The following is a 19,187-nucleotide window of genomic DNA, read 5'->3' as shown; positions in this document are numbered from 1 at the left end:
GATGAGACGCCCGTGTCTCAGAATTACTTCCGGTGTCTCGTTCGAGGCGCGCCCGTACCGGGCCCGGACAGCAGAGAACCGGGGACGGCGGGTGCCGTCCCCGGTTCTCCTACCGGTCGTGGCCGGTCAGCTCTGGTTGTAGAAGCCGGTCTCGTCCAGCGGGCGGTCGATCACCATCACCTCGACGTCCGCCGGGGTGAGCAGGAACACCCGGCGGGCGATCCGCTCGATGCCGCCGCGGGTGCCGAAGATCAGGCCGGAGGCGAAGTCCACCATCCGCTTGGCCTCGGCCTCCTCCATCTCGGTGAGGTCCATGACCACCGGGGTGCTCGCCCGGATGTGCTCGCCCACCGTGCGGGCCGCCTCGAACCCGGTCGGCCGCAGGGACACGATCCTCGTCGGGGCCGGGGAGGACGGTACCGTCTCCTGCTCGACCCACTCGTCCTCGTACACCGCGGCCGGGTAGCTCCCGGAGGGCATCAGCCACCCGTTGTGGTGCTCGTCGCGAAGTGCTCCCATGCCGCGCCTCCCTGCCTCTGTTCCGTACAGGTCCCCCGGTGCGCGTGCCCTTTTGACACGTCATCCACTCGTCGGAACTGTCCGAGTATCGCACTGATCACCGGTCTCGCGCCCGCTCGCGCCCCCCGTACGAGTCGCGCCGTGCCGACGGCCCGGGCGGACCCGGGCAAGAGAATCGACGCGGCGCAAAGCCGTACGGTTGCGCGCGTAGAAGATATCGGTCGGGTCCGCCGCGCAATTGACCTTCTGTCAACAATGCGGGAAAGATCTCACGCGGCACCGACAACGGACCCGCTCGGCGGAGCGGGATCCGCGTGTTGCGCGCCCGGCGCGTCGGCTCGGGCGCCCGGCGCTCAGCCCATGGCCGCGCGCCTGCGGCGCAGCACACCCCGCACCGCCGAGACCAGGCTCACCAGTCCGAGCAGCACGATCGCCCCGGCCGAGAGCAGGAAGCCCGCCGACCCCGGCTCGCGCGCGGTGGCCGCCGCGGTGACGTAGACGGCGGTCAGCGGGGCCGCGCCCAGCGCGGTCGCGGTCACGAAGGGCAGGAACCGCACGCCGGAGAAGGCCGCGCCGACGTTGCCGGCCTGGAACGGCAGCCCGGGCAGCAGTCGCAGCAGGAACACGCTGCGGAACCCCTGCTCGCTGAAGCGCCGGTCGAGCGCGAGCAGCAGCCGTCCCCGCAGGTGCGGGCGCAGCGCCTCCCGGCCGAGCCGGCGGCACAGCCAGAACGCGAGCGCGGCGCCGAGCGCGGTGCCGAGGACGGCCAGCGCGGTGCCCTCCCGCACGCCCAGCAGCAGCCCGGCCGCCGCGTTGAGGGCGGGCCGGGGGAAGAACGCCGTCGTGCCCACCGCGTACACCGCGACGAACAGCGGCGCCCGGGTGTACCACGGGGTCCCGGCCGAGAGGCCGCCGTCGAGCAGCGCGGTCGGGCTCCACAGCAGGAGGGAACCGGCCGCCGCCGCCAGGATCGCCAGCAGCAGCGCGAGCCGCAGCCACGCCGCCCGCGACACCTGGGGGCGCGGCGCGGCACCGCGACCGCCCGGCGGCGGCGCGGCCTGCGGTGCGGGCTGCGGTGCGGGCTCCGGGGCGGCCAGGTCGGAGGGCGGCGGGGGTGTCACGGCTGTGGGCACGCGCAGAGCCTAACCGGCGCCCCCGGTGGGTCCGGCACCGGTGCCGGGCCCACCGGGGGCGGGGGGCCTAGAACCAGACCTGGTTGAGGCCGCCGTTGGGCTCCCACTGGCCGACCGGGGCGCCGTCGTCGCGGAGGAAGCCGAAGAGGTCGAGTACGAGCAGGCTGTGCTGGTTGGTGAGGGTGTGGATGCCGCTGTGGTGGACGACGGTCTCGGTCCAGGCCTGGTTGAGCCCGCGGTTGCAGCTCCACTGGACGGCCCGGGTGCCGGGCGCGGTGCTGTACCCGGGGATGTCCAGGCACTTGCCGCTGTGCACGTTCACGTACTCGTGGGCGTCGGTCCGGATCCACTTCTGGTTGTCGCCGCCGGTGCAGGTCCACTGGCGGACCGGGGCGCCGTTGTCGGTGCGCCAGTCGGCGACCTCCAGGCACTTGCTCGTGGCGGCGTTGTTGACGCTGGTGAGCAGCCTGTCGGCGGCCGCGGCCGGAGCGGCCGGCAGTGCCGGGGCGAGGGCCGCGGCGAGGACGGCGGCGGTGCCGAGACGGGCGGCGAGGGCGCGCCGGGGCGTGGTCATGGTTTCCTCCTGCGTGGGGTGTGCGCGGAAGGCGGGGCGGTGCTCAGCGCGGGCCGTCGGTGAAGTCCGACGGGAACCAGATCTGGTTGTAGGAGGCGCCGGAGGGGCCCATGGGCCACTGGATGACGGGCGCGCCGTCGTCCTTGGAGCCGCCCGCGACGTCCAGGGCGAGCTTGCTGACCTCGTTGAGGTAGTAGCGGCTCCCGGAGTGCGCCAGGACCTCGGTCCACTTCTGGTTGGTGCCGGCGTTGCAGTCCCAGATCACCGGCCGGGTGCCGGGGACGGTGCTGTACCCGGGGTTGTCCAGGCACTTGCCGCTGTGGACGTTGACCAGCTCGTGGGCGGCGGTCCAGTACCACTTCTGGTTGTCGCCGCCGTGACAGCTCCACTGGCGCACGGCGGCGCCGTTGCCGGTGCCCCAGTCGGCGACCTCCAGGCACTTGCCGGAGTTGAGGTTGGAGATGGTGAACGGCGCGGTGTACGGCGCCGGCGCGGCGGACGCCGGGCCGGCGAGGGCCAGCCCGGCGGCCAGCGCGAGGACGGCGGCGGAGGAGATGGTGCGGAAGGACATGGTGGTTCCTCGGGGTGATGGGAGAGGGTGGCGGCCCGTCGGACGGGCCGCCGGTTCAGCGGGGGACAAGAGTGACAGGAGGCTGGAGCCCGATCCAGTACTGGTTGGCGCCGCCGTTGTAGCCCCAGGCGATGACCGGGGCGCCGTCGGAGGGGTCACCGCCCGCCACGTCGGCCACCACGCTGTAGCGCATCGGGGACACGGTCCCGACCGAGGGGCTGTTGACACCGGGTGCGCCCCACCACTGGAACCCCTGGCGCATGCAGGTCTGGATGAACAGCTGGGCGCCCCACGGGACGTTGCCGTCGGGGGGAACGGTGCTACCGCCGGGGACGGTCAGGCACGTTCCGCTGTTGGCGGAGACCAGCTCGAAGTTGGTGTTCATCATCCACTGCTGGTTGCGGCCGCCGTGGCAGGTCCACTGGCGGACCGGGGCCCCGTCGTCCTTGCGCCAGTCCGCGACCTCTAGGCACTTGTTGGTGGCCACGTTGCGGAGCTCGAAAGAGGGACTCCAGTGCGGGATCATCTCCGCGTGGGCCGTGCCGGTTCCGGCGATCGGGAGTGCGGTGGCGAGGGCGGCGGTGAGGGCGAGCAGGGCGGCGCGGGTGCGGCGTCTGTGGGTGGGGGCGGAGTCGGTCACGGGTGTCCTCCTGAGGTGCGGCGGATGGTGCGCTCGGACAGGAAGTTAAGGAGTCGGTGCCACGACGCCCGTGCGGCGTCGAGGTGTTGGACCGCCGCGAGTTCGAAATAGTTGTGCGGAGCCTGCGGAAAGGTCGTGAACTCGTGCGCACAGCCGGCCTCGGTCAGCGCGGCGTCGAAGGCGGCGACCGCGCTGGACGGGATGTGCTCGTCGGCGCCGCCCCAGAAGGCGAGGATCGGCGCGGTCAGCCCGGCGGCGAGCTGGGTCGGCCCGGGGGCGCCGTTGAGGGTGTCGGGGTAGCCGTAGAAGCCGACCGCGCCGGCCAGGCCGAAGCGCGGCGCGGCGGCGCGGAAGGCCTGGCGGCCGCCGAAGCAGAAGCCGAGCGCGACGACCTCGGCGGCGCCGAGCGCGCGCAGGTGGTCGGCGCCCGCGGTGAGGTCGGCGTCGAGTCCCTCGGGGGTGAGCGCGAGCAGGTGCGGCAGCAGATTCGGGAACTCCCCGAATTCCGGCGCGCGGCGCTCGGGGTCGGCGCCGGCGGTGCGCCCGTAATAGTCGACGACGAGCGCCGGGAATCCCTGTTCGGCGAGCCGGACCGCGGTCCGCCGGTAGAAACCGGAAAGGCCCCTGTTGTCCGGCAGGACGAGCACGCCGGGCCCAGCGGGGTGCTCGGGGCGGGCCAGGAAGGCGCCGACCGCGGTGCCGTCGGCCGAGGTCAGGTTGAGTGCGGCGGCCTCGGCGAGGGCGTGGCCGGCGGGGGTGAAGCGGGGCGGCGCGGCGTCGGTCTCGTAGCACATGGGAAATCCTTCGCGGTCGCGGAACCGCCGGGCACGCGGTGTGCGTGCCCGGCGGTCCGAGATGCTAGCGAGAATTCCCCACGGAATTTCAGATCATATCGCAGACGTATTTTTTTCGAAAGACCGCTTCGATTCCGGAGTGGTCACGATTACCGAGGGGTGCTCCTCGGCGCGGCGCAATGCGCCCGCGCTCAGCATCAGGGCCGCGGACAGCGCGGTGACCACGCCGAAGGAGGCGGTGAGCGAGGTGGCCTGGGCGAGACCGCCGACGATCGCGGGGGCGATCAGGCCCGAGGTGTAGGTGACGGTGGCGACGCCGGCGATGGCCTGGCTGGGGTTGCCGCCGCTCCGGCCGGCCGCGGCGAAGGCCAGCGGGACCACCACGGCGACGCCGACGCCGATCAGCGCGAACCCGGGGATGGCGAGCGCGGGGCGGTCGGCGGCGACCACCAGCACCCCGCCGGCGGTGGCGACGGCGCCGCTCAGCCGGGTGGCCCGGACGGCGCCGAGCCGGCGGATCGCCGCGTCGCCGGCCAGCCGGCTGACCGCCATGGTGAGCGAGAACGCGGTGTAGGCGGCGGCCGCCACGGTGGGCGAGGCGCCGGTGACGTCGCGCAGGTAGACGCCGCTCCAGTCCATCGAGGCGCCCTCGGCGAACACCGCGCAGAAGCCGACCAGCCCGATCACCAGCGAGCTGCGCGGCGGCAGCGCGAACCGCGGCGGCGCCTCGGCCTGCTCGGGCGCGCGCAGGTCCGGCAGCGTCCCGCAGATCAGGTGGACGAGGGCCAGCAGGACGAAGGCGGTGACGCCGATCTGTACCCGGGGGTCGAAGTCCTGATGGGCGGCCAGGATGGCGACGCCGGCCGCCACCAGCCCGCCCGCGCTCCACATCCCGTGCAGGCCCGACATGATGGAGCGGCCGAGCCGCTGCTCGATCTCCACGCCCTGCGCGTTCATCGCCACGTCCGACATGCCCGCCGTCGCGCCGTAGGCCAGCAGGAACAGGCAGAGCACCGGCAGCGAGGGGGCGAGCACGGGCAGCGCCAGGCCGACGCAGCAGAGCGACAGCAGTCCGGCGACCGCGGCCCGCCCGCCGAAGCGGTGGACCACCCGGCCGGCCAGCGGCATCGCGAGGGAGGAGCCGATGGCGGGCATCACCAGGGCCAGGCCGAGCTGGCCGGCGGAGAGGCCCAGGTGGTTCTGGATCCACGGGATCCGGCTGACGAAGGTGCCGCCGACGGCGCCGTGCACGGCGAAGGTGAGGGCGACGGCGACGCGCGCGCGGCGTGCGGCGCGCGCACCGCCGAACGGTGGTCCTGCTGGGGTCGGGGTGGTGGTCATCCGGCTCTTCCCTCCCTGCCGCGCGCGGCGCGGCGGTGCCCTGGGGGCGGTGTGGTGGCGGTGTGGTGCCCGTCGGCCGTGGCGGTGCGGCGACGGTTCGATAAATTATCAGGAAGGAACCCTGATAGAAACACTCTGGAAGGATGTCCGGCCATGACCACCGCGCGAACGGCCACGCCGAGCACCGCCCGGGCGATCAACGACCGGTTGGCGCTCAACCTGCTGCTCGACCAGGGACCACTCACCGCGACCGAGCTGCGCGGCCTCACCGGCCTCTCCCGGCCCACGGTCGCCGACCTGCTCGACCGGCTCCAGCGGACCGGCCTGGTCGCCGTCGTCGGCGAACGCGGCGAACAGCGGCGCGGCCCCAACGCCCGGCTCTACGCCCTGGTCGCCTCCCGCGCCCACCTCGGCGCGGTCGACGTCCGCTCCGGCGGCGTCACCCTGGTCGTCGCCGACCTGGCCGGGCAGACCCTGGGCGCCGCCGAGCTCACCGTCGACGAGTCCGGCGGCGACCCCGCCGCCCACCGCGCCGCCGCCGGCCGGATCGTCCGCACCCTGCTCGACACCGCCCGCCGGGCCGGCGTCGAGCACCTGCACACCGTCGCCGTCGGAGCCCCCGGCCTGGTCGACCCCGCCACCGGCCGCCTGCAGTCCACCGGCGAACTGCCCTCCTGGCACGCCGCACTGCTCGCCGCCCTGGACGACCTGCCCGGCACCGACGTCATCCTGGAGAACGAGGTCAACCTCGCCGGGCGCGCCGAGTACCGGATCGGCGCGGCCCGCGGCCGGGACGACTTCGTGCTGGTCTGGCTCGGCCACAGCGTCGGCGCCGCCGTCGTGCTGGACGGCAAGCTGCGCCGCGGCGCCCGCGGCGGCACCGGCGAGATCTGCTTCCTGCCCGTCCCCGGCACCACCGGCCTGCCCTCCGCGACCGGCTGCGAGGGCGGCTTCCACGGCCTGGCCGGCAGCGCCGCCGTCTGCGCGCTGGCCCGCGAGCACGGGCTGCCCGCCGATCCGGCCGACGACGCCCCCGCCGCCGAGGCCGCCGTCCGCGCCGCCCTCGACGCGCTCGGCGACGGGCGGCCCGGCGGGCCGTTCCTGGACGCGCTCGCCGAGCGGGTCGCCGTCGGCGTCTCGGCGGTCTGCGTGGTCCTCGACCCCGGCTGCGTCGTGCTCGGCGGCGAGATCGGCCGGGCCGGCGGAGCCGAACTCGCCGCCCGGGTCGAACGGCGGCTGGCCGGCCTCTCGCCGCTGCGCACCGAGGTCCGCCCCGGCGAGGCGGGCGGCGGGGCGGTGCTCAGCGGCGCCGTGCTCACCGCGGGCGACGCCGTCCGCCGGGACCTCTTCGGCGAACCGTAAGGGCGTGTGCGCCCCCGACCGGGCGGTACGGCAGGATGGGCCGCGGGGCCGGGACCGGGCGGGGGCGAACCACGGCCGTCCCTCCCCGGCCGACCGACCGCACCACCGTCAGGAGTCGCAACCATGGGCCAGCCCGGGGCACCGGCCAACCCGTACCGCATCGGCGAGGCCGCGGCGCTGCTCGGCGTGAGCGCCGACACCATGCGGCGCTGGGTGGACGCCGGCCGGATCGGCGCCGAGCGCGACGAGCACGGCCACCGGATCATCGCCGGCGCCGAGCTGGCCGCCTTCGCGCGCGAACTGGCCCGCCCCGAGACCGCCGCCGCCGAGGGCCGCCCCTCCTCGGCCCGCAACCGCTTCCCGGGCATCGTCACCGACGTCGTGCTCGGCGACGTCGCCGCCCAGGTGGAGATCCAGGCCGGGCCGTTCCGGGTGGTCTCGCTGATCAGCCGGGAGTCGGCGGAGGAGCTGGAGCTGGTGCCCGGGGCACCCGCCACGGCCGTCATCAAGTCCACCAATGTGATGATCGAACGCCGCTGACCGCCGACGAGAGGACCGCCGATGCCCCAGGACCCGCTGCCGTCCACCCAGAGCGCCGTCCTCGCCATCGAGGCGATGGCCGCCCGGCACGGCCGCTCCGTGCGCACCAGCCACGACATCGGCCGCGACCAGACCTTCGCCGGCCTGGTCGGCGGCGACGGCGGCGGCAGCGACGAACTGGCCGCGATACCGCACGAGGCGCTGGTCGAGATCTCCGGACCGCCCGAGGTGACCGTCCGTCTCTTCGTCCACGACGACGCCGTGGTGACAGTCGACACCATCGCCTTCGACGTGCCGCGCGACAGCGTCCCGGCCTTCCTCAACTCGGTGTGGACCGGCCTGGTCCACCTCAGGCAGCGGGTCTTCCCGCCCTCCTGCACCATGATCGTCACCGTGCCGGGCGAGCCGAGCTACCGTGAGGCCGTCACCCTGTACACCCTGACCCCGTGGCTGGCCGGCCGGCTCCGCTGACCCCGGCCGCCCGCGAAGACCGCCGCTCCGACCCGATGAACGGACCGAAGAACGGACCGATGAACGGACCGATGACCGCCTCCGCCGCCCGCCGCCCCGTCCTCGCCGTCGCCCACCGCGGCGACCCCTACCGCCACCGCGAGAACACCCTGCCCTCCGTGGAGTCCGCGTTCGCCGCCGGCGCCGACGCCGTCGAGGTGGACGTCCGGCTGACCCGCGACCGGGTCCCGGTGCTGCTGCACGACGCCACCCTGGAACGCCTCTGGGGCGACCCGCGCCCGCTCTCCCGGCTCACCGCCGAGCAGCTCGACGCCTTCGACGACGGCCACCATCGCGTCCCGACCCTCGCCGAGGCGCTCAAGGCCACCGCCGCCGCCGCGCCCGGCGCCAGACTCCTCATCGACCTCGACGACGCCGGCCCGGCCGCCGCCACCTGGGAGGTCGTCACCGGACTCGGCGCCGAGCGGCGGGTCGGCTTCTGCGGCCCCGCCACCGCGATGCTGGCCGTACGGGCGCTCGCCCCCGAGGCCGAGATCGCCCTCACCTGGAAGCAGCCCCGGCTGCCCGTGCGCGCCCTGCTCGACGATCTGCGCCCGCGGTACCTCAACCCGCCGTTCGGCCTGGCCACCCCCGGGTTCACCGCCGCCGCCCACCAGGCCGGGCTGGCCGTCTCCACCTGGACCGCCGACCTGCGCCGCACCATGCGCAAGCTGAGCGAGGCCGGCGTCGACTCGATCACCACCAACCGGATCGCCCTGCTGCGCGCCGTCCTGGACGGCGGCCGGTGACCGAGGGCACGCCGGGGGAGGACGGCGGGGTGCTGGGCCCGCGGGCGCTCGGCCGCGCGCTGCTGGCCCGTCAGCACCTGTTGGAGCGCACCGCCGACACCCCGGCCGCGATGATCGCGCACCTCGGCGGCCTCCAGGCCCAGGCCGCCCCGCAGCCGCCCTACCTCGGGCTGCTCGCCCGCCTCGACGGCTTCACCCCCGAGGCGCTCACCGAACTGATCGAGACCCGGCGGGCGGTGCGGATCGCCCTCCAGCGCGGCACCATCCACCTCGTCACCGCCGAGGACTGTCTGGCCCTGCGGCCCCTGCTGCAGCCGCTGCTGGACCAGCAGCTGCGCACCACCTACGGCAAGCGGCTGGTGGGCCTCGACCTCGACGCGCTCGCCGCCGAGGCCCGCGCCCTGGTCGAGGCGGAGCCGCGCACCTTCCAGCGGCTGGGCACCGAACTGGCCGCCGGCCGCCCCGACCGCGACCCGGCCGCGCTCGCCCAGGCCGCACGCTGCCTGCTGCCGCTGGTGCAGGTCCCGCCGCGCGGCCTGTGGGGGCGCGGCGGCCCCGCCGCGCACACCACCGCCGAGGCATGGCTCGGCCGCCCGCTCGACCCGGCGCCCCCGCCCGACGGCCTCGCGCTGCGCTACCTCGCCGCCTTCGGCCCGGCCACCGCCGCCGACCTGCAGAAGTGGTGCGGCCTCAGCCGGCTCGCCCCGGTGCTGAAGCGGCTCGCACCGGGCCTGGTCACCTTCCGGGACGAGCAGGGCCGGCTGCTGTACGACCTGCCCGGCGCGCCCCGGCCCGACCCGGACACCCCGGCCCCGGTCCGGCTGGTCGCGCCCTTCGACAACCTGCTGCTCTCGCACGCCGACCGCACCCGGGTGCTGCCCGAGGCGTACCGGCCGCGGGTGATGACCCAGAACGGCATCGTGCTCGGTTCCCTGCTGGTGGACGGCCTGGTCGCCGGGAGCTGGCAGCTGGCCGAGGAGGGCGCCGGAGCGCGGTCGGTGACGGTCCGCCCGTTCGCGCCGCTCACCCGGGCCGACCGGGACGCGGCGCGCACCGAGGCCGAACGGGTGCTCGCCTTCGCGGGCGGCGGTGGTGAGGTCCGCTTCGAGGACGCCGGGTAGCGCGTTCGACGGCCGGGCGGATGTGCGGGCGCGGAGACTCATTGGGGTGGCCCGGCGGCGGTGCTCCGTGTCCGCACCGGTTCGGCTGGCTTGAATCGACGCACCCTACCGAAGTGGAGCCGGCCATGGCCCCTGTGAACAACGGCGTCTACGCGATCGCCAAGCCCGACGAGCAGCTGCTCACCCTCCAGGCCGCCAAGGAGTTCGTGGTCGTCCTGCCCCCGACCGGTGAGCCCGGGGAGCAGGAGTGGGAGGTGGCCGGCTGTGACAACGGAAACGTCGTCATCAGGAACCTCCGGCACGGCGCCTACGTCGGACTGGACGGCCCGCCGGAGGTGAACCAGCAGGTGCGGGGCACGGACGAGGCGTTCGAATGGGCGCTCTACCAGGCCGCCGAGCCGTTCTCCTTCCACGTCGTCCTCCCCGGAGGTCCGGTCGACGGCCAGGAGCTGGCGCTGGATCTGAGCGTGCTGGACATCTTCCCGCAGCGCACCGCGCTGCGGCCGCTGGAGGTCCAGGACCAGCGGCAGGCCTGGCTGTTCCAGTTCCACGAGTGAGCGGCGGCGTGCCCGCCGGTCCCGCGCGCGGTCGGCGGGCGCGCCCGACAGTGGAATAAATCAGGCATATGATCTGATCATCTGCTGAGATGGGGCAGACCTGGACCGATCGACCGGACGGAGGAACGGATGCCGGGGGAGACTCCGCCCGAGGGGCGACCCGCCGACCACCGGCGCCCCTACCTCATGCTGCCGGCGCCGGTCCGCGCCGCGGCCGCCTGGTCCGCGGCGCTGGTGCTGCTCATCACCGTGGCCTCGCTGGTGGTCTTCGCGCTGGTCGAACTGCGGGCCGCCACCGTCCCGGTGATCCTGGCCCTGCTCGGAACCTCACTGCTCCAGCCCGTGATGCCGTGGATGGTCCGACGCGGCGTCAGCCGCTCGGTGGCCGCCGGGCTCACCTGCGCGGTGCTGGTGGCCGCCGTCAGCACGGTGATCGCCCTGCTGGTCAACTCCCTGGTGCACAGCGCCCCGCAGATCGCCTCCGCGCTCCAGGAGGCCGGCGACCGGCTCGCCGAATGGCTCGGGCCCTTCGGAGAGAAGATCCGGCACGTGCTGGACAACGCCCAGGGCGAGACCAACACGCTGGTGACGACCCTCACCGACAGCGTGCTGTCCGGGCTCGGCCTCGCCACCCAGATCGCCACCGGCGGGGTGCTGGCGCTCGCCCTGGTCTTCTTCTTCCTCCGCGACGGCCACCGCACCGGCGAGGTCATCCACTCCTACCTGCCCCGCCGCACCGCCGACACGGTGGTGGCCTGCGGCGAGCGGGCCTTCGACGCGATGGCCGGCTTCATGCGCGGCACCACCCTGATCGCGCTCATCGACGCGTTCTTCATCACCGTCGGGCTGCTGATCCTCAGCGTCCCCGGGGCGCCGGGCCTCGGCGCGCTGGTCTTCATGGGCGCCTACATCCCGTTCGTCGGAGCCTTCCTCTCCGGCACCGTCGCGGTGCTGGTCGCGCTCGCCGACGGCGGTCTGGGTACGGCGCTCTGGGCGCTCGGCGTGGTGGTCGCCGTCCAGGTGATCGAGGGCAACATCCTCCAGCCGCTGATCCAGAGCCGGACGGTGGAGCTCCACCCGGCCACCATCATGGTCGCCGTGGTGGCCGGCTCCGGGATCGCCGGCATCATCGGCGCCCTGCTGGCCGTCCCGGTCTGCGCCGCCGGGCTCGGGGTCGTCTCGGTCCTGCGCGGCGACCCCGGCCGGCGGCGCCGCGCCGACCGCGACGGCGGCGGCGGGGGCGGGGCCCTCGCGGAAGCGGCTCAGGAGTAGGTGAGCGGACGGCCGTGCCGCAGGGCGTACTCGGCCGCGCGCAGGAAGAGCGCGGCGTAGAAGGCGACGTCCAGGTCCCGCGTCCACGGGCCCGGTGAGGCGGCCGCCGCGGCGGCCGCGTGCTCCGCGAACCAGGTGCTGATCTCCAGGTTGTCGCAGTGCTCGGGTATCCCGGGCGGCAGCGCGAGCAGCTCCGCGAGCCGCCGGGCGGCCGCGAGCGCCCGGTGGGCGTCGCCGACCGCCGTGATGTCGTTGTACGCGCACTCCACCGGCAGCACCAGCGGCGCGTCGAGCCCGACCGGCAGCAGCACGTCCCAGCCGACCAGCGCCTCCAGGGTGCCGTCGGCCAACTCCCCGCAGAACTCCGAGAAGCCGGAGATCGGGCGGTACATCTTCTCCTCGAAGTTCAGCCCCGACCCGGCCCGGAACTCCGCCGCCGGCGGGCAGACGAACGGCGGCAGCCCGCGCCCCGCGAGCGCCGTGTCCAGCTCCCGGCCGACCGCCCCGTACACCTCGTCGTCGAGCCAGTCCCCGGCTCCGACGCTCACCAGATAGACACCCATGACGGGGACCCTAGGCGGTGCCACTGACACACCGTCGGGCCGAATACCGGTTTGCCCGGTCGCGGCCGGTGGGGGAGAGTGCTGCGGAGGTGGCGGACGGGTCGCCCGGGGAGTGGCGGACCGCAGCGGGACGGGAGCTGACGATGGAACGGATCGTGGTGTCGGACGGGGCGGCCGGGCCGTACGGGATCACCGTCGGGCCGGACGGCGCCCTCTGGTTCACCCTGGTGCACGCCGGGGAGATCGGGCGGCTGGCGGCCGACGGGACCGTCACCCGGTACGGGCTGGACGCGCCCGGCTGCGGGCCCTCGGTGATCACGGCGGGCCCCGACGGCGCGCTCTGGTTCACCCGGATGCGCGACCACCGGATCGGCCGGATCACGGTCGACGGCGAGGCCCGCCGGTACCCCCTGCCCGGCGAGGGCGGGCCGTACGGGATCGCGGCCGGCCCCGACGGCGCCCTCTGGTTCACCGAGCTGAACGCCGACCGGATCGGGCGGATCACGGTGGACGGCGAAGTGACGGAGTACCCGCTGCCGGTCGCCGGCGCCTACCCGTCGATGATCACGGCCGGGCCGGACGGAGCCCTCTGGTTCACCCTCAACCAGGCCCACGCGATCGGCCGGATCACCGTCGACGGCGAGGTCGCCCTGCACCCGCTGCCCACCGGGGGCGCCGCGCCGGTCGGTATCACCCGCGGCGGCGACGCGCTCTGGTTCGTCGAGATCGGGGCCGGCCAGGTCGGCCGGATCACCCCGGACGGCGAGGTGGCGGAGTACCCGCTGCCCGACCGCGCCGCCCGCCCGCACGCCGTCGCCGCCGGTCCGGACGGCCGGCTCTGGTTCACCGAGTGGGCGGCCGGCCGGATCGGCTGCCTCACCCCCGACGGCGACTACACCGCCCACCCGCTCCCGGTCGAGGGCGCCGAGCCGCACGGCATCGCCGTCACCCCGGACGGCGCGGTGCACGCGGCGCTGGAGATCGGCGAGATCGTCCGGCTGGAGTCCTGAGGCGGGTCCGACCCGTCGCGCCGGGCGGGCGGCGCCGGGGCACGCACGCCCTGAGCCTTCGGCCGGGCGGTCCCCCCGCGCCGCGTTGTCGTCGGTCGCCGACGGCCCCCGGCCGCCGGGCCGGGGGAGCCGCCCGCTGATCCGGCGGGAGTTGTCGGACCCGCCCTGGCCCCCGTCACCGGTGGTGGGCGGCCGGGGTGTGGCCGAAGGTGCGGCGGAAGACGTCGATGAACGCGCTGGCCGAGGCCCAGCCGCAGCGGTGCGCCACCGCGGTGACCGGCACGTCCTCGGCCAGCAGGCGCAGGGCGTGGTGCAGGCGCAGCTGGGTGCGCCACTGCGGGAAGGTCATGCCCAGCTCCTCGCGGCAGAGCCGGCTGAGCGTGCGCTCGCCGGCGCCGGCCGCCCGGCCGAGGTCGCCGAGGGTGCGGCCGTCGGCCGGGTCGGCGTCCAGCAGGGCGGCGACCGCCGCGAGCCGGGGGTCGCGCGGCACCGGCAGGTGCAGCGGCCGCTCGGGGGCGCGGCGCAGCCGGTCCAGCAGGACGGCCAGCATCCGCCGCCCCTCGGGTGTGCCCTCGGTTCCCGGACAGCTGTAGGCGATCAGCAGCTCGCGCAGCAGCGGGCCCACCGCCAGCACCGCCGGGCGGGTCAGGCCCAGCGGATTGTGGCCCAGCGGCAGGCCGACCGTGTGGAGCACGGTGGGCCCGTAGGCGCGGTGCCGGTGGCCGGTCCCGGCGGGGATCCACAGCGCCCGGGTCGCCGGGGCGACCCAGGTGCCGGCGGCGGTGGTCACCGCCAGCACGCCCCGGCCCGCGTAGACGATCTGGTGCGCCTCGTGGCGGTGCTCGGAGACGGTCGAACCGGCGGGCAGCGGGCGGGTGACCGTCAGCTCGGGTGAGCCGTGCGGCGGGTGGGCGTCCGGAGGGCCGGATCCTGGTTGGCGGGAATTCGGCATCGTCGGGCACTTTATCGGAAGTCCGCCGCCGGTCGGCGGGCCGAGGATCGCTGGGTGACCACGCTTCGATCCCGTCCCGCCCCCGGCGCCGCCCCGATCGCGGTGCTGGCGGCCGGCCATGCCGCCGTCGACCTCTACCAGGGCGTCGTGCCCGCCCTCGTCCCCTTCCTCGTCGCCGAGCGCGGCCTCGACTACGGCTCCGCCGCCGGGGTCGTGCTGGCCGCGACCCTGCTCTCCTCGGTCGTGCAGCCGCTGTTCGGCGCGCTCACCGACCGCTGGGCGATGCCCTGGCTGATCCCGGCCGCCACCGCCGCCGCCGGGACCGGCGTCGGGCTGGCCGGGCTGTTCGGCCCGTACGCGCTGGTCTGCGCGGCGGTCGCGCTCTCCGGCGTCGGGGTCGCCGCCTACCACCCCGAGTCCGCGCGGCTGGCGCGCGCCGCGAGCGGCGACAGCCACACCCGGATGGGCTGGTTCTCGCTCGGCGGCAACATCGGCTTCGCGCTCGCGCCGCTGCTGGTCGGACCGGTGCTGGCGGCCGGCGGGCTCGGCGCGACCCCCTGGCTGGCCCTGCCCGCGCTCGCCGCGGCGCTGTTCACCGCACCGGTGGTCCGCGCGCTGGCCGCCCGCGCCGCGGCCGGGACCGCCGCCGACGGCGCGGGCGGCGGGCGGCACGACGACTGGGCCGCCTTCCGGTGGCTCTCGGCGGTGATCGGCTGCCGCTCGGTGGTGTTCGTCGGGCTGAGCTCCTTCGTGGCCCTCTACGCCCAGCAGCGGCTCGGCCGCACCGACCCGGCGGTCGGGACGGCGGCGCTGTTCACGCTGTTCGCGGGCGGGGCGGTCGGCACGGTGCTCGGCGGCGGGTGCGCCGCCCGCTGGGGCCGGGTGCGGACGGTCCGGCTGTCGTACGCGGCCGCCGTCCCGGCCGTCGCCGGACTGCTGCTGGTGCCAGGCCCGGTCGCCCTGTACGGCTTCGCCGGGCTGGTCTCGCTGGCCCTGTACGTGCCGTTCTCGCTCCAGGTGACGCTCGGCCAGGACTACCTGCCGAACCGGATCGGCACCGCGAGCGGGGTCACCCTCGGACTCGCGGTCAGCGTGGGCGGCCTGGCCGGTCCGGCCGTCGGGCTGCTCGCCGACCACACCGGTCTGCGCACCGCGCTCGCGCCGCTGGCCGTCCTGTGCGCGCTGGCCTGGGCCCTCGCCCGCCGGCTGTCCGAGCCGGTCGCGCCGGAGGCGGTGGCGCCGGAGCCCCTGGCGAGCCCCGGCCGGGCCTGACCGTGGTGCGCCCAGGGACGCCCGGGACGCACGCGGCGCTCAGGGCGTGGCGCAGAGTTCGGCGGCCAGCGCGCAGAGCGCGGCGCGGTCGCGGCGGCCGGTCTTGGCGAGCAGGTTGGCCAGGTGCTTCTCCACCGTGCGCGGGGAGATGGAGAGCTTGCGGGCCAGCTCCTGGTTGCCCGGGCGGTCGGCGAGCAGGACGAGCACCTCGTACTCGCGGACCGTCACCCCGCAGGTGCGCAGGCCCGCCGGCACGGCGTCGCGGCCGCCGCGGTGCTGGGCCACGCTGGCGCCCGCCCGCCGCAGCAGGGTGCGGCAGGCGGCGGCCACCGGCTGGACCTCCAGCTGGTGGAAGTACTCCTCGGCGGTGCGCAGCCACGCCACCGGCTCGCCCCAGCCGTCGGTGAGCGCGGCCTCCGCGGCGAGCCGCAGCGCCAGGTGGTGGGCGAGCGGGAAGTCCCCGGCGGCCGGGCGGGCCTCGGCGAGGGCACGGGCGGCCTGCTCGGAGCGGCCCTCGCGGCCCAGCACCACCGCGTCCGCGAACCGCAGGAACTGACGGTTCCAGGCCAGTTCGGCGGCCGGCACGGCGGCGGCCCGGTCCAGCTCGGCGCGGCCCCAGCGGCCCTCGACCACCTCCAGCAGCGGGTGCAGGCCGTGCCGCCCGGCCAGGTAGAACACGCTGGGGTGCGCCTCCTCCCAGGCCAGCCCCGCGTCCAGTTCGGCCCGGGCGCCGGCGCGGTCCTCGGCGAGCAGCGCGCCGACCGCCCGGCAGAGCCCGTAGCGCAGCGGCGTCAGGAAGGACTCCTCGCCGCCGGCCTGCCGGAACCGGGCCAGTTCGCGCTCCATCTCCCGGGGGCGGCCGAGGTGGGCGGCGAGGGTGGCGGAGGAGAGCAGCAGGTAGCGGTGGGCGGCGAGGTTGTGCAGCCGGGCGGTGGCGTCCAGGCAGCGGTCGACGGTGGTGCGGGCGGTGTGCCACTCGCCGCGCATGACGGCGTTCATCGCGAGCAGGCCGTCGAGGGTCTGGGTGAGCACGATCGCGCCGAGCCCGGCGGCGGCCTCCCGGGCGCGCTCCAGGCGGGTGCCGTCGCCGGTGCGCATGAAGGCGTTGGCGCCCAGCCGCAGCATCGCCTCGACCCGCCAGATCGGCAGGGCGTGCGCCTCGGCGACGGCCAGCATCCGCTCCAGGCAGGCGTCGGCGGCGTCGAAGCCCTGTTCGCGGGCGAGCAGGGCGAGCAACTGCCAGGCCTGGCAGGCGACCACCGGCAGACCGGCCCGCTCGGCCACCTCGGCGGCGCGGCGGGCGCGGCGCTCGGCCTCGGCGAGCCGGGCGGCGGTGTCCTGCGCCGGTGGCGCGTGCTCCTGGGCGCCGTCCTGGGCCGGTGGCGCGTGGGGCGCCGGCCCGTGGTCCGGCAGCAGCGCGAGGTGGCCCTCGACGACGGCCAGCGCGGCGTCCTGCTCGGGGCGGGGCGGCCCCACGGTGAGCGCCCGCGCGGCGGCCACCTGGGCGACCGCGTCGGCGCCGCGCTCGGCCATCACGGCCGCCCAGGCGAGCCGGGTGTGCAGCTCGATCCGGCGTTCGACGGCCGGAAGGGTACCGGTGGGCGGCGCGGGCGCGACCGGCGGCAGGGTGCGGACCAGCTCGAAGGCCCGGTCCAACTGCCCGGACTCGGCCAGCGCGGGCAGCAGCCGCTCGGTGATGCCGGCCCGCCCGGCGTCCCCCGCGAGCTCGTGCGCGCGCTCCAGCAGGACCACCGCGGAGCCGGCCGCGCCCGCCTCAAGCACTCGCCGGCCGGCCTCCGCGAGGTGTACCGCCGCCCCTTCCCGGTCGCCGCTGGCCAGCAGTAGCGAGGCCACCAACTGGCGACGCTCCTCGGCGAGATCGGGATCGGCCCGGAGGATGGCGCGGGCCGCCCGGCGGGCCAGCGCGGCCCGCTCGGCGGGGGCCAGGGCGGCCGTCACCGCGTCGGCGGTGAGCGCGTGCCGGAAGGCGTAGCGGTCCGGGGCGGCGCCGTCCGGCACGATCACATTGGCCTCGGAGGCCGAGCGCAGATGGCTGAACAGGGTGCGGTCGTCGTACCCGGTGATCAGCTGCACGGTGGTGACCGAGAAGCGGCTGCCCAGGGTGGCCGCCGTGACCAGCAGATCCCTCACCTGCGGGTCGAGTTGGTCGATCCGGCGGCCCCAGCTGTGGACGATGGTGCTGGGCACCCCGGGGCGCGAGCCGTCGGCGAGCGCCCAGCGGCCGTCCTCGGCCCGGCGCAGCGCGCCGGAGTCCAGCAGGTCGGCGAGCAGCTCCTCGACCAGGTAGGGGCAGCCGTCGCCGCGCTCGGTCAGGTGCTCGACCAGCGCGGCCGGAAGGTCGGCGGCCTCGCCCTCCAGGATCGCGGCGGCCAGCACGGCCACCTCGGCCGGCGGCAGCGGCCGCAGCTCGGTGACGGTGGCGGCCCGGCGGCGCTCGGCGGCGCGCACCAGGTCCAGGGCGGGGCCCGGTTCGGCGCGCAGGGTGGCGAGCAGCAGCACCGGCAGGCCGGCCAGGTTGTCGACCAGGTACTCCAGGACGGCGACGGTCTCCGCGTCGGTGTCGTGGAGGTCCTCCAGGAGCAGGACGCAGCCCTGGCCGCGGCCGAGCACCGCGAGCAGCCGCAGCAGTGCCTCGGCCAGTTCGACCACCGTCTCCGGGTAGGCGCCGGGGCCGGCCGTCGCCGGGTTGTCCCGCCACTCGGGGACCAGCCGGGCCAGCGCCGGGCGGTAGGGGGAGAGTTCGGGGTCGGTGGGCGGGCCGGCGGCCCGGAACCGGGAGGAGAGCGCCTCGATCAGCGGCCGGAACGGCGTCACCGTACCGGTCGAGCTGCCCCGTCCGCGCAGGACCGGCAGGCCCAGCCCGTAGGCCTGGTAGGCGCATTCGCCGGCCAGCCGGGACTTGCCGATGCCGGCCTCGCCGAGCAGGAAGACCGCCCCGCCGCCCTGCTGCCGGGCGGTGGCCAGCGCGCCGCCGAGCATGGCCAGCTCGGTGGCGCGGCCGACGGTGATCGACGACGTGGTCCGCATGGCCGCAGGCTACTTGACAGGGTATCGGTTCTGAAGAGTGGTGGGTCGGACACGGAGCGGACACGGCGTCACCGCCGGGTGGTTACGGTACGACCACATGTGGAGCGCGGGGTCGCCCGGCGGGCCCGTCCGGTCCGCCGCCGAGGGGCTGCCCGTTCCTCGGCGGCGGACGTTCCGGCCGCTCAGGGCCGGTGGTGGTGCGGTGGTGACGCGGTGGTACGGGCCGTTCTCAGAAAGGCGTGGTCATGGTCGGGAACTCGACGATCGGCGGGATCGCGCCGCCGGTTCCGGCGAGCAGGCGGGAGCGCAGGCCGAGGCCGTTGCCCGGGCGCAGCCGGATCTCGCCGGCCGGGTGCTCGGCCGTCTCGCCGGGGCGGACGGCCTGGGGCGGGGTGAGTCGTTCGTCGTGGTCGGACATGGTGCGGAACTCCGTTCGTGGTCGTGATGGGCGAATTGGACGGACAGGCGTCCGGTGGGGAGGACGCCGCGGGGGTGGCACCGGTTCGGTCGGGGCGGCCGGGGCCGCGGGGGCGGATGGTGCGGGCCGCGCGTGCGCGCGCGCGTGGGGCGCGGACGGTCGTGCGGTGGGGGCGCGTGGGGTGGGCGGAGGCGCGCAGCGCGGGCGGCCCGCCCGGGCGTTCAGCCGAGCGCGGCCGGAC

Annotated in this window: 20 protein-coding genes; 9 read left to right on the top strand and 11 right to left on the bottom strand. The window is 75.9% G+C overall.

The genetic code is table 11. The annotated features are described in order from the left end of the window. Positions 1-126: 126 nt before the first annotated feature. The 7 genes from ACFVFS_RS27070 to ACFVFS_RS27040 all read right to left on the bottom strand — a co-directional run bounded on the left by ACFVFS_RS27070 (position 127) and on the right by ACFVFS_RS27040 (position 5,572). The gene (locus ACFVFS_RS27070; RefSeq protein WP_376080555.1) at positions 127-519 is read right to left on the bottom strand and encodes a cell division protein SepF; all 393 of its coding nucleotides are present in this window, start codon (positions 517-519) and stop codon (positions 127-129) included. Between the two features lie 353 nt (positions 520-872). Next, on the bottom strand, positions 873-1,652 hold the full coding sequence (locus tag ACFVFS_RS27065; protein WP_380627306.1) for a TVP38/TMEM64 family protein: 780 nt from the start codon (positions 1,650-1,652) through the stop codon (positions 873-875). A 67-nt stretch (positions 1,653-1,719) separates the two neighbouring features. Next, positions 1,720-2,226, bottom strand: a complete 507-nt coding sequence (locus ACFVFS_RS27060; RefSeq protein WP_380627305.1) for an RICIN domain-containing protein — start codon at positions 2,224-2,226, stop codon at positions 1,720-1,722. A 43-nt stretch (positions 2,227-2,269) separates the two neighbouring features. Then, positions 2,270-2,797 carry an RICIN domain-containing protein gene (locus ACFVFS_RS27055; protein WP_380627304.1) on the bottom strand — a complete coding sequence of 176 codons (528 nt, stop codon included), beginning with the start codon at positions 2,795-2,797 and terminating at the stop codon, positions 2,270-2,272. A gap of 55 nt (positions 2,798-2,852) precedes the next feature. Next, the gene (locus ACFVFS_RS27050) at positions 2,853-3,437 is read right to left on the bottom strand and encodes an RICIN domain-containing protein (RefSeq protein WP_380627303.1); all 585 of its coding nucleotides are present in this window, start codon (positions 3,435-3,437) and stop codon (positions 2,853-2,855) included. After that, positions 3,434-4,231, bottom strand: coding sequence for a dienelactone hydrolase family protein (locus ACFVFS_RS27045; protein WP_380627302.1), 798 nt, complete (start codon positions 4,229-4,231; stop codon positions 3,434-3,436). Before ACFVFS_RS27045 ends, ACFVFS_RS27050 begins: the two co-directional genes overlap by 4 nt. Before the next feature lie 93 nt (positions 4,232-4,324). Beyond that, positions 4,325-5,572 carry an MFS transporter gene (locus tag ACFVFS_RS27040; protein WP_380627301.1) on the bottom strand — a complete coding sequence of 416 codons (1,248 nt, stop codon included), beginning with the start codon at positions 5,570-5,572 and terminating at the stop codon, positions 4,325-4,327. 153 nt (positions 5,573-5,725) lie between these two features. Here ACFVFS_RS27040 and ACFVFS_RS27035 point away from each other — a divergent pair, with 153 nt between their 5' ends. The 7 genes from ACFVFS_RS27035 to ACFVFS_RS27005 all read left to right on the top strand — a co-directional run bounded on the left by ACFVFS_RS27035 (position 5,726) and on the right by ACFVFS_RS27005 (position 11,683). Next, positions 5,726-6,934 (top strand): ROK family transcriptional regulator, encoded by a 1,209-nt coding sequence (locus ACFVFS_RS27035; protein ID WP_380627300.1) that lies wholly within the window; start codon positions 5,726-5,728, stop codon positions 6,932-6,934. 123 nt (positions 6,935-7,057) lie between these two features. Then, a complete protein-coding gene (locus tag ACFVFS_RS27030) occupies positions 7,058-7,474 on the top strand; it encodes a molybdopterin-binding protein (RefSeq protein WP_380627299.1) in 417 nt (138 codons plus the stop codon). A gap of 21 nt (positions 7,475-7,495) precedes the next feature. Then, positions 7,496-7,945, top strand: coding sequence for a hypothetical protein (locus tag ACFVFS_RS27025; protein WP_380627298.1), 450 nt, complete (start codon positions 7,496-7,498; stop codon positions 7,943-7,945). A 59-nt stretch (positions 7,946-8,004) separates the two neighbouring features. Continuing rightward, a complete protein-coding gene (locus ACFVFS_RS27020) occupies positions 8,005-8,733 on the top strand; it encodes a glycerophosphodiester phosphodiesterase (protein ID WP_380627297.1) in 729 nt (242 codons plus the stop codon). Further along, on the top strand, positions 8,730-9,854 hold the full coding sequence (locus tag ACFVFS_RS27015) for a winged helix DNA-binding domain-containing protein (protein ID WP_380627296.1): 1,125 nt from the start codon (positions 8,730-8,732) through the stop codon (positions 9,852-9,854). Before ACFVFS_RS27020 ends, ACFVFS_RS27015 begins: the two co-directional genes overlap by 4 nt. A gap of 125 nt (positions 9,855-9,979) precedes the next feature. Next, the gene (locus ACFVFS_RS27010; RefSeq protein WP_380627295.1) at positions 9,980-10,411 is read left to right on the top strand and encodes a hypothetical protein; all 432 of its coding nucleotides are present in this window, start codon (positions 9,980-9,982) and stop codon (positions 10,409-10,411) included. A 129-nt stretch (positions 10,412-10,540) separates the two neighbouring features. Next, positions 10,541-11,683, top strand: a complete 1,143-nt coding sequence (locus ACFVFS_RS27005; RefSeq protein WP_380627294.1) for an AI-2E family transporter — start codon at positions 10,541-10,543, stop codon at positions 11,681-11,683. Here the strand turns inward: ACFVFS_RS27005 and ACFVFS_RS27000 are convergent. Continuing rightward, positions 11,674-12,246 (bottom strand): hypothetical protein, encoded by a 573-nt coding sequence (locus ACFVFS_RS27000; RefSeq protein WP_380627293.1) that lies wholly within the window; start codon positions 12,244-12,246, stop codon positions 11,674-11,676. The two genes, ACFVFS_RS27005 and ACFVFS_RS27000, sit on opposite strands and share 10 nt — an antisense overlap. A gap of 143 nt (positions 12,247-12,389) precedes the next feature. Here ACFVFS_RS27000 and ACFVFS_RS26995 point away from each other — a divergent pair, with 143 nt between their 5' ends. Next, complete coding sequence (locus ACFVFS_RS26995; RefSeq protein WP_380627292.1) at positions 12,390-13,256, top strand: virginiamycin B lyase; 867 nt, start codon at positions 12,390-12,392, stop codon at positions 13,254-13,256. A gap of 175 nt (positions 13,257-13,431) precedes the next feature. Here ACFVFS_RS26995 and ACFVFS_RS26990 read toward each other — a convergent pair whose 3' ends face one another. After that, the gene (locus ACFVFS_RS26990; protein WP_380627291.1) at positions 13,432-14,208 is read right to left on the bottom strand and encodes an AraC family transcriptional regulator; all 777 of its coding nucleotides are present in this window, start codon (positions 14,206-14,208) and stop codon (positions 13,432-13,434) included. Positions 14,209-14,262: 54 nt separating this feature from the next. Here ACFVFS_RS26990 and ACFVFS_RS26985 point away from each other — a divergent pair, with 54 nt between their 5' ends. After that, positions 14,263-15,480 (top strand): MFS transporter, encoded by a 1,218-nt coding sequence (locus ACFVFS_RS26985; RefSeq protein ID WP_380627290.1) that lies wholly within the window; start codon positions 14,263-14,265, stop codon positions 15,478-15,480. A 39-nt stretch (positions 15,481-15,519) separates the two neighbouring features. Here the strand turns inward: ACFVFS_RS26985 and ACFVFS_RS26980 are convergent, their stop codons facing one another. Beyond that, positions 15,520-18,528, bottom strand: coding sequence for an AAA family ATPase (locus ACFVFS_RS26980; protein WP_380627289.1), 3,009 nt, complete (start codon positions 18,526-18,528; stop codon positions 15,520-15,522). Between the two features lie 229 nt (positions 18,529-18,757). Further along, positions 18,758-18,946: a hypothetical protein gene (locus tag ACFVFS_RS26975; RefSeq protein WP_380627288.1), complete on the bottom strand. Its 189-nt coding sequence runs from the start codon at positions 18,944-18,946 to the stop codon at positions 18,758-18,760. Positions 18,947-19,187: the final 241 nt, after the last annotated feature.

Origin of the sequence: Kitasatospora sp. NPDC057692, from assembly GCF_042799475.1 — a bacterium.
Taxonomy (GTDB): Bacteria; Actinomycetota; Actinomycetes; order Streptomycetales; family Streptomycetaceae; genus Kitasatospora.
This window is presented reverse-complemented; position numbering and strand designations above follow the sequence as displayed.

Bases quoted from the DNA above. Each gene is read 5' to 3' on its own strand.
- ACFVFS_RS27070 (WP_376080555.1), bottom strand. From the start codon at position 519: ATGGGAGCACTTCGCGACGAGCACCACAACGGGTGGCTGATGCCCTCC.
- ACFVFS_RS27060 (WP_380627305.1), bottom strand. From the start codon at position 2,226: ATGACCACGCCCCGGCGCGCCCTCGCCGCCCGTCTCGGCACCGCCGCC.
- ACFVFS_RS27055 (WP_380627304.1), bottom strand. From the start codon at position 2,797: ATGTCCTTCCGCACCATCTCCTCCGCCGCCGTCCTCGCGCTGGCCGCC.
- ACFVFS_RS27045 (WP_380627302.1), bottom strand. From the start codon at position 4,231: ATGTGCTACGAGACCGACGCCGCGCCGCCCCGCTTCACCCCCGCCGGC.
- ACFVFS_RS27040 (WP_380627301.1), bottom strand. From the start codon at position 5,572: ATGACCACCACCCCGACCCCAGCAGGACCACCGTTCGGCGGTGCGCGC.
- ACFVFS_RS27035 (WP_380627300.1), top strand. From the start codon at position 5,726: ATGACCACCGCGCGAACGGCCACGCCGAGCACCGCCCGGGCGATCAAC.
- ACFVFS_RS27030 (WP_380627299.1), top strand. From the start codon at position 7,058: ATGGGCCAGCCCGGGGCACCGGCCAACCCGTACCGCATCGGCGAGGCC.
- ACFVFS_RS27025 (WP_380627298.1), top strand. From the start codon at position 7,496: ATGCCCCAGGACCCGCTGCCGTCCACCCAGAGCGCCGTCCTCGCCATC.
- ACFVFS_RS27020 (WP_380627297.1), top strand. From the start codon at position 8,005: ATGAACGGACCGATGACCGCCTCCGCCGCCCGCCGCCCCGTCCTCGCC.
- ACFVFS_RS27010 (WP_380627295.1), top strand. From the start codon at position 9,980: ATGGCCCCTGTGAACAACGGCGTCTACGCGATCGCCAAGCCCGACGAG.
- ACFVFS_RS27005 (WP_380627294.1), top strand. From the start codon at position 10,541: ATGCCGGGGGAGACTCCGCCCGAGGGGCGACCCGCCGACCACCGGCGC.
- ACFVFS_RS27000 (WP_380627293.1), bottom strand. From the start codon at position 12,246: ATGGGTGTCTATCTGGTGAGCGTCGGAGCCGGGGACTGGCTCGACGAC.
- ACFVFS_RS26995 (WP_380627292.1), top strand. From the start codon at position 12,390: ATGGAACGGATCGTGGTGTCGGACGGGGCGGCCGGGCCGTACGGGATC.
- ACFVFS_RS26990 (WP_380627291.1), bottom strand. From the start codon at position 14,208: ATGCCGAATTCCCGCCAACCAGGATCCGGCCCTCCGGACGCCCACCCG.
- ACFVFS_RS26980 (WP_380627289.1), bottom strand. From the start codon at position 18,528: ATGCGGACCACGTCGTCGATCACCGTCGGCCGCGCCACCGAGCTGGCC.
- ACFVFS_RS26975 (WP_380627288.1), bottom strand. From the start codon at position 18,946: ATGTCCGACCACGACGAACGACTCACCCCGCCCCAGGCCGTCCGCCCC.